The organism is Paenibacillus sp. J22R232 (genome assembly GCF_056269165.1).
The window spans coordinates 1-8096 of record NZ_JBWDNK010000034.1 but is presented as its reverse complement, the minus strand read 5'-3'; the positions used below and the strand labels follow the sequence as shown (position 1 = coordinate 8096).

6 protein-coding genes and 3 tRNA genes are annotated in these 8096 nt (G+C 44.6%); 8 read left to right on the top strand and 1 reads right to left on the bottom strand.

Translation table 11 applies throughout. From position 1 onward, the window contains the following. Positions 1-223 precede the first annotated feature (223 nt). From AC0YN3_RS32910 to AC0YN3_RS32875, 8 genes are all read left to right on the top strand, one after another. A tRNA-Val gene (locus tag AC0YN3_RS32910) sits at positions 224-299 on the top strand. A gap of 6 nt (positions 300-305) precedes the next feature. Beyond that, a tRNA-Lys gene (locus tag AC0YN3_RS32905) sits at positions 306-381 on the top strand. A 10-nt stretch (positions 382-391) separates the two neighbouring features. After that, positions 392-471 (top strand) — tRNA-Leu (locus AC0YN3_RS32900). Positions 472-655: 184 nt separating this feature from the next. Beyond that, on the top strand, positions 656-2269 hold the full coding sequence (locus AC0YN3_RS32895) for a helix-turn-helix domain-containing protein (RefSeq protein ID WP_475779037.1): 1614 nt from the start codon (positions 656-658) through the stop codon (positions 2267-2269). 111 nt (positions 2270-2380) lie between these two features. Further along, entirely contained in the window at positions 2381-3379 is a 999-nt protein-coding gene (locus AC0YN3_RS32890; RefSeq protein ID WP_475779036.1) for an ABC transporter substrate-binding protein, read from the top strand. Between the two features lie 33 nt (positions 3380-3412). Beyond that, entirely contained in the window at positions 3413-4186 is a 774-nt protein-coding gene (locus tag AC0YN3_RS32885; RefSeq protein ID WP_475779035.1) for a hypothetical protein, read from the top strand. A gap of 178 nt (positions 4187-4364) precedes the next feature. Further along, complete coding sequence (locus tag AC0YN3_RS32880; protein WP_475779034.1) at positions 4365-5792, top strand: ATP-binding protein; 1428 nt, start codon at positions 4365-4367, stop codon at positions 5790-5792. Between the two features lie 17 nt (positions 5793-5809). Beyond that, positions 5810-6625 (top strand): hypothetical protein, encoded by an 816-nt coding sequence (locus AC0YN3_RS32875; protein WP_475779033.1) that lies wholly within the window; start codon positions 5810-5812, stop codon positions 6623-6625. Between the two features lie 57 nt (positions 6626-6682). On the opposite strand, the gene AC0YN3_RS32870 is transcribed toward AC0YN3_RS32875, so the two are convergent. Beyond that, positions 6683-7453, bottom strand: coding sequence for a MerR family transcriptional regulator (locus tag AC0YN3_RS32870; protein WP_475779032.1), 771 nt, complete (start codon positions 7451-7453; stop codon positions 6683-6685). Positions 7454-8096: the final 643 nt, after the last annotated feature.

Genomic DNA, 8096 nt, shown 5'->3' with positions numbered 1-8096 from the left:
GTAGCTGACGAATACTAATCGGTCGAGGGCTTATCCTAAACAGTTTGAGAAGCAAACGGACGTCGTAAGCATAGACTTACGTTTGCCCCGGACACATACATCCGGCAAACAACAGCAATAAAGGTTCAGCAAACCTGTTCTTTCGTATCCAGTTTTCAGGGCGCAAACGGCTTTGAACACATCAAGCACGACTCCCACAGCTTGTGGGTTTTATTGTTTCCATGGAGGATTAGCTCAGCTGGGAGAGCATCTGCCTTACAAGCAGAGGGTCGGCGGTTCGATCCCGTCATCCTCCACCATGATACGAGTCATTAGCTCAGTTGGTAGAGCACCTGACTTTTAATCAGGGTGTCGTAGGTTCGAATCCTACATGACTCACCATTTTTTACATGCGCGTATGGCGGAATTGGCAGACGCACTAGACTTAGGATCTAGCGGGCGACCGTGGGGGTTCAAGTCCCTCTACGCGCATCATATGGATTAGTAAAGGCTTCTTGGATCAGTTAGTTGATCCGAGAAGCCTTTTTGCATATTTATTTTCACCCGGACAAAGGTTTGAGCCATTGAAATTTATGTTAAGCTTATCAAGAAATAATAATAAATAAGTCCAAGGTAAGAAGAAAAGGTCTGATCTCAGCAGAAAGGAAGTTGAGCGATGCGTAAGCCTGATACCATAAGGATGCTTGAAAAGTTGATATTCCCTTCAATAAGGAGCTATAGCTCTCAAGCTGCAGCGGACTATTTTTCAATCCCAAGAACGCTCCATACGTACGGCATATGTGAAATTACGAGCGGCCGAGGCATGATTATTGTAAATGGTACACCATTAACAGCCAAAAAAGGCGATCTGTTTTACGTTCAGCCAGGTATGACGATCGAAGGTGAGTTCAGCAGCAAACAAGCCATTCAATTTTCGATTATTATGTTCAGCGCGATAATGGTGTACAAAGAAAATAGAACTTGGTCAGCGAGTCAGCCAATGTTTCCGTTCCCGGCAAAGCTGGATATTTCGAGCCATGCTGCCTCCATCAAAGAGGCTATGGATGATTTGATTACGAGGGAAAGTCCGCATCGATCAGACAGGCTCACTAAAAGCGGAATGCTCAGCACTCTGCTGCATGTCGTTGCAAGTTTGAATAGCACGCAGGGTAAAGGCGAACCGCAAAGCGTGCTGGGAATGGAACGTACTTTGGCTTATATAACCCAGAATTATAGCAAGGAAATGAGAATTGAGCATCTAGCCAAGATGGCAGGCTTTAGCATGAATCATTTTACGAGAAGCTTTAAACATCAAATGAATATGACGCCAACAGAGTATATATTAAAGCAGCGGATTTCAAAGGCGAAGCAATTGCTGTTTTCATCAAAAAAAGCGAAAGAAGTAGCGGAGCAAGTCGGATATAAGGATGAGCATTATTTTAGCCGGGCGTTCAAAAAGGCAGAAGGCGTGGCGCCAACTTTGTATATCAAAAATAAATGCCATCGCTTTGCCGCGCTCTACTATGGGATTGACGATCATTTGCTGACGCTTGGGTTAACGCCTGTTGCAGCCTTATCTTACAAGGAGAGAGTTTCTTATTCTTATCCACTGCCAGGACTGAGTCGAGAAATAGAGAACAAATTCAAATTGGATAGCTTTAAGTCCAACTATGAAAATCTGCTGAGATTGAAGCCAGATTTGATGCTTACGAGTGATCGCATGCTACAGGATCATACATTTAACCAAATTGCACCAACCGCCGTTTTGGCACATTCGAATCAATATGGTCAAATGCTGGAGCAGATGGCTAAAATATTGGGGAGAGAGCAGCAAGCTGCTGATTGGATGGATAGGTATCGCGAGCAAATGACAACGATTAAACAAAACATTAAGACACGCTGGGGAACAACATCCGTTTCTTTTATTAGAGTCAGTCCACACTTTTACCGGGTTTACGGAGCACGAAACCAGACGGGTGCCTTGCTTTATGATGACCTTGCTTTGGATTTGCCACAAGGCTTCCCAAACCGGGAGTGGGCAAGAGACTTGCAGCTGGAGGAGGTAGCTTCCTTCCGGGCGGATCATATTTTTATAATGACTGATCCTACGGCCGAGGCTAGACAGCGGCTTCAATTGCTGCTTCGTTCCGAGCAGTGGGCTTCAATAGAAGCTGTTCGGAATCAGCGGGTTTATGAGGCTAGCGATATATTTTTTAAGACTCTCGGTCCGGCAGGTAGGATGTGGGCGATGAATTATGTTGCATCACAGCTAAGAGGGGGCGCTGGGTGAATAAGTCCACTAATAGTGGATGAATTAGTCCATTGCTCATAAAGCGATCCTTCTTTATTATTAATGATAATGATTATTATTATTGACAATAAGAGAAGAGGAACAAAACAAATGCTTAAGAACAGATTCATCCCTCTCATTGCTCTTAGTATGCTGCTGCTTACGTTAGCGGCATGCGGAGGCAATAGCGAAAAGCAAGTCCTGAAAGAAACCGCAGCACCAGTAATAGAAGCATCGGCTGATCCGGTAGCCGCGGATTTGACACGAACGGTTACACATTTAAAAGGCGAGTCGATCGTACCTGCTAAAATTAATCGAATCGTCGTGCTCTCCGCAGCATATATTGATCATCTGCTCACCATTGGGGAGAAGCCAGCTGGCGTAAATGTTGAGGTGAGGTATGGAGGCGACTATCTTCCTTACTTGGCCAATGAGCTCGAAGGCGTCAAGCTGGTAGGCTCAGCGGATAATCCTAATCTTGAAGCAATCGTAGAGATTAATCCTGATGTTATTCTTGTTGAGAGCCGCACGGCAGAGGAGACCTACGAGCAGTTGGAGAAAATAGCCCCGACCATAGTTCTCGGTACAGAATGGCTTGAATATGAGGATGATACAACCTACTGGACAAAAGATTTGCTAACGGTAGCGGAGCTTTACGATAAGGTTGAACTAGCGGAACAAAAAATAGAAGAATTGCGACTGAAAACGGCTAAAGCAAGCGAGATCGTCAAAAAATTAGATCACAAACAGCTGGCATACCTGCGGGTAAGAGAAAAGAACCTTCAGATCTATGCTGGGAAAGGGCATCCCGCGAATACGCTCTTGTATCACGATCTTGGGTTTGAGCGCACGGAGCTGACTCCTGAAGAGCAAAGAGCTGATTTGTCATTAGAGGTTGTTCCTGATTTGGATGCGGACTATATCGTTTTGGAGGTTGACCCGAATGGACGGGACAATCTTAGCAGCATGAACCAAAGCGCTTTATGGGCAAAGGTGCCTGCCGTTGAGAATGAAAAGGTTTATGAAACGGACTCCTTCTGGTTGTTCAAGGGATGGGGCGTTATCGGCCGTGGGCAGATTGTTGACGATGTGTTGAAAATGATTGAATAGAAAAGTGCTTCTACTTGGGGTGAAGGACGTTCGATGATTAATTATACAGGAGCCCAGACCGCACAATCCTTTTTGCAAAATCATTTTCGGATTTCTGTGCGGCAGCCAGAAGAAGAAGGTTATTCTTTTGCAGTAACTGACCTGCTTGATTCCATTTCCCGAACCGCGATTTTGGATATTCAATCCGAGCTCTTAGGTCATCCCGACCGGGATGTGGTAGGCAATCTGTTTGCGAAGCGTTATTCCGTCTGGTTTACGGGACTCGTTGCAGCAGTTGGATTGTTTGATTATAGGCTGTCATCGAGTCCGGCAAATGTTCGCTTCCATATGTCCAGCCAAGCGGTAATGGCATACCAAACGAAGCCAGAGGCGCCGGCATGGATTTCCCATACGGATTTGGCAGAACGAAGGAATCAATTAGCTAATTATTTTCAAGAGCTACGGCAAAATACTAATCTAGTTTTCGCTTCCGTATCGGAGCATACGAGCGTCCCCATGAAAGTGATGTGGTCCTTGGTAGCCCACCAGCTCCAGCAATATTATGCACGATTGGAAGAGGGGCATAAAAGGGAAATTACGGAGGAACGGCTGCAGCTTATTGCATCGGATCAAAGCATGCTCATGGGAGATAAAAGGGAGTATCCGATATCTGCGCGATTTCGAAGCGTGCAGCATCCGAGACACGGAACCATATTGTATATACGGCGTTACTGCTGTCTGGCATTCAGATTAAAGCACCATGGATATTGCCATACATGTCCGAGGCTCAGCTCGTCGGATAGAGAACGGATGCTCATGCAGGAATGATAAGAAAGCATAAGCCAGATCATATTTGTCATATTTTTATAAAAGCCCTGCTAAGCGGGGCTTTTTTTGTATACCGGGATAAGCAAGCAGGCTGCTGTAATTAGAAACGTTCATGTTCTGCTTTTTGTCAAAGTGGGTGGCATCGCGTATAATTAAGCCATCAAAGGGAGGCTGATCCATGAATTTTTATGTCACGTTTTTTACAAACATTAGCATCCTCATTACCTGCGCCTATTTATTTAACCTCCTATATAAAAACCTATTCCAAAAAGCGTCCGTTACAACAAAAAACGTTGTTCTCATTTTAACCTTCATCTTCTCGGGCTGGCTTGCTATGAAGGTTGGATTACAATTACATAAAGGTCCTGTTTTTGATTTAAGGGTCGTGCCGATTATATTTGCGACATTAATGATTCGGAATCCTGTGCATGTTTTTGTTATCGGTATCGGTATTGCGGCTTCGAGATATGCCGTTAACGGAATAACGCTAAATGCATTGACAGGATCGATTAATATTACCATACTCGCTTTCGTTTCGGCAGGACTTGTAGTGCTGTATAGGGGCAAGCAAGCATGGAGTTATCCTAAAAAAGCGGCTATATCACTGCTTGCGATCAATATTATTCAAGTAACGGGCATCGCTATATTCGGTGCTGTCGATCGTCAGGAATATTTGAAAAACATTATGCCGTACACTCTGCCTCTTTCCATTTTGCTAGGCGCATTCTTCATCTTTATTATTTATGATTTCTATAAGGAGCAGCTGCTTGTCGATGAACTCCGGAACAAAAACCTAATACTGATTGAACAGAAGCAGGAGCTTCTTTGCACGCAGAAAGCATTGGAAGAAAAGGCTGCTCAAATACTTAAGGATTCCAGATATAAATCAGAATTCATGTCCAATATGTCGCATGAGCTGCGAACTCCGCTAAATAGTATTATTTTGCTCTCCGAGCTTATTGGAGATAACGAAGCAAAGAATGAGGACAGCGAGAACAAGCAGTATGCTGATATCATTTATGGCTCCAGCCAAGAATTGCTGCGGATTATCAACGATATTTTGGATTTATCCAAAGTAGAGGCAGGCAAGATGGAGATCGATTGGGGGGAGATATCGATGGAGGATATCACTCAGCTGCTATACCATCAAATCGCTCCAATGGCAGAGAAAAAGAAGCTTTCCTTTCATATATCGATAGAGGATACAGCTCCCGAGCTATTTGTTTCTGATGGCTTAAAACTAAGCCAAATTCTAAGGAACCTATTATCCAATGCCGTTAAATTTACAGACAGCGGAAGTATCCGTTTAGAAATTAGGCAGGATTCATTTGCGGAGAGCATCGTATTTTCCGTGAAAGATACGGGGATTGGTATTGATGAGGAGAATCAGAAGCTCGTATTTGATGCCTTTTTGCAGGAGGACAGTACGCTTAAACGGAAATATGAGGGTACAGGGTTAGGCTTATCGATCAGCCATCAGCTTGCCAGGCTGCTTGGCGGCTCGCTAGCACTGAATAGCATAAAAGGAGTGGGCAGTGAGTTCACGCTTCGTTTGCCGATCCGGCCTAAGGTCGAACAACAGCTGCCAAGCAATAGTCCAGTATAATAAACTTGGAGGTAAGCATGCTCGTTTATGGATGTGATTTCAGCGGGGCTAAGGATCCGAATGGCAAAATATTTGTAACGGTAGCTGAGTTAAAGCATCGTGTTCTAACCATTGAAGCTGTAATCCCTTGCGAAGATAGGCTTGATTTATATTATCGAATTAAAAATCAAGGCGGACCTTGGGGACTCGATTTTCCGTTTTCCATTCCGATTGTACACTTGGATGAACACTATAAATCATCTTGGGAGTATTTTATAGAAGAAGCCTACGCGGATACGCGCCTGCAATTCAAGACGCGATTCGGAAAGGTTCATAGCGGTAGGAACAATTTCCGTGATTGTAGGGTGACTGATATAACGGTAGGTGGAAAAAGTCCGATATCCGAAACGCCAATTAGCATGAACGGCATGCTCTATGGCGGGAGGAAGCTATTAAGTAATCTGCGTAACGAAGCAGCTGTTTACCCTTTTGATCGCCATAAGGAGAACATGGCTCGGTTATACGAGGTATATCCTAGCCATGGCTGGGCGAAGCTTGGCTTGAACCGTGAGGATGCAAGCGCGGTCGCGAGACTCCCTGAGCAGTTCAAGCTGACCGTGGACGCCATGTTCGATATCAGGCTGAGCCCTTCTCTCATTCCGATGCACGCCAGCGGTCCCAAAATTGGCAAGCTAATTGACCACGCTTCTGATTCGGTAATGGCATGCATTACTTTGGCTTACAGTATGTACAGCGCAAAGATCGACGAGGATTGGGAATCGAAGCCGGCATTTGCAACGCCTGAGGAATGGGTACATCGGCATCAGGAAGGCTTGGTTGTAAGAATTGGTTGACAAAATAAGGCGTGCCCGGATCTGAGTTAGCCCGGGCACGCCTTATTTTGCAGGATGTTATGACTCTTGTCCCATGCCTGTATAGAGGAGAACAGCATCTCTTAGAAATCTCGCTGCGCCTGGCTGGTGTTTGTCGTAGTATGCGGTGAACCGTTCATCATCGACGTACATTTGCGCAACGCCTGCATGCGCTTCTTTACTGTAATGTCCCCAGTAGAAGCTGAGCCATTGCCGGTGCAAATCGGCGGTCTTTTGCGCAAGCTCGCTTGCTGGATCGCCAGCAGCATAAGCCTCGACCAGTGTGCTAATGACTTGCGCTCCCAACTGCTCGATCTCTGCATGCTGCTGCTCGGACATGTTCTTGAAGATCTGATTGGAGCGCTCGATTTGTTCATCTCCGTATTTCTCTCTTATTTCTTGTCCATACAGCTTCTCATTCTCATCCATTGATTGCTGTTTGAAGCCTTCGAATTTTTCCTTGTCGGTCATCGTAATTCTCCCTTCATGCTGAGCTAAAGTTTTATCGACGTTAGCGATGAGCGAGTCGAGCTGCTGTCTCTTTTCAAGCAGTTTTTGCCTGTGCTCGCGCAGCGCGCTTTTTCCGTCAAAGGAGGGAGCGGTCACCATTCTTTTTATCTCCTCAAGACCAATGCCCAGCTCTTTATAAAATAAAACTTGCTGCAGCTTGTTGACCTCCTCCTGCCCATAAATGCGGTACCCCGAGGAGTTGATCCGAGCGGGCTTCAGCATCCCGATTTCATCATAATAGCGCAACGTCCGGGTGCTGATTCCAGCAATCAGTCCTAACTTTTGTATCGTGTATTCCACAAGCTCGCCTCCTGACAAAATCATCGTACACCTTCACGCAACGTGAAGGTCAATCATTATTTTTAGTGTATCAAAAATGGCCATACCGTCAAAAAAGCTGTAATTGATCCGCATTTATTTGATTTAATAAAGACTTTGTCGCAGGAGCGCAACGCTTGCTCGAATAGATTACAACATGCTGCATCAAAATTTCATGATTGAAAAAGCATCAATCAAAGTTTGATATCCGGAGGCCAATAAAATTTGAATTATCTGTTACAGGGTTTATAGAAGCATGAGCGTTGCTGGGAACGAGTCATGGACGGGTGGAAACCAGCTTTAATGGGTGTTTGAAGCAGCGTATAGTGAAACGAAATAACGGATATATACGATTCTTTTATCCGTTTTAATGCTGAATATATGCGAAATTTAAATAAAATGAATTAATTTTAAAAAAAGACTTGCAATGATAGTGTAATACATGATATATTCTAATTCCGGCCGAGAGAAACACGCGGACGACAAGCAAAACAAGCATTACAAACGAAAGAATAGATTGCTCTTTGAAAACTGAACAACGAGTAACAACTGCCTCGCAAATCCTTCGGGATAAGCGAAAAAGCGATAACAAGTAATGAGCATTTCAAACACCAATTTGGAGAGT

What these genes read in the sequence shown, in the direction of transcription:
- AC0YN3_RS32890 (WP_475779036.1), top strand. Translation starts at nt 2,381, where the DNA reads ATGCTTAAGAACAGATTCATCCCTCTCATTGCTCTTAGTATGCTGCTG.
- AC0YN3_RS32880 (WP_475779034.1), top strand. Translation starts at nt 4,365, where the DNA reads ATGAATTTTTATGTCACGTTTTTTACAAACATTAGCATCCTCATTACC.
- AC0YN3_RS32885 (WP_475779035.1), top strand. Translation starts at nt 3,413, where the DNA reads ATGATTAATTATACAGGAGCCCAGACCGCACAATCCTTTTTGCAAAAT.
- AC0YN3_RS32895 (WP_475779037.1), top strand. Translation starts at nt 656, where the DNA reads ATGCGTAAGCCTGATACCATAAGGATGCTTGAAAAGTTGATATTCCCT.
- AC0YN3_RS32875 (WP_475779033.1), top strand. Translation starts at nt 5,810, where the DNA reads ATGCTCGTTTATGGATGTGATTTCAGCGGGGCTAAGGATCCGAATGGC.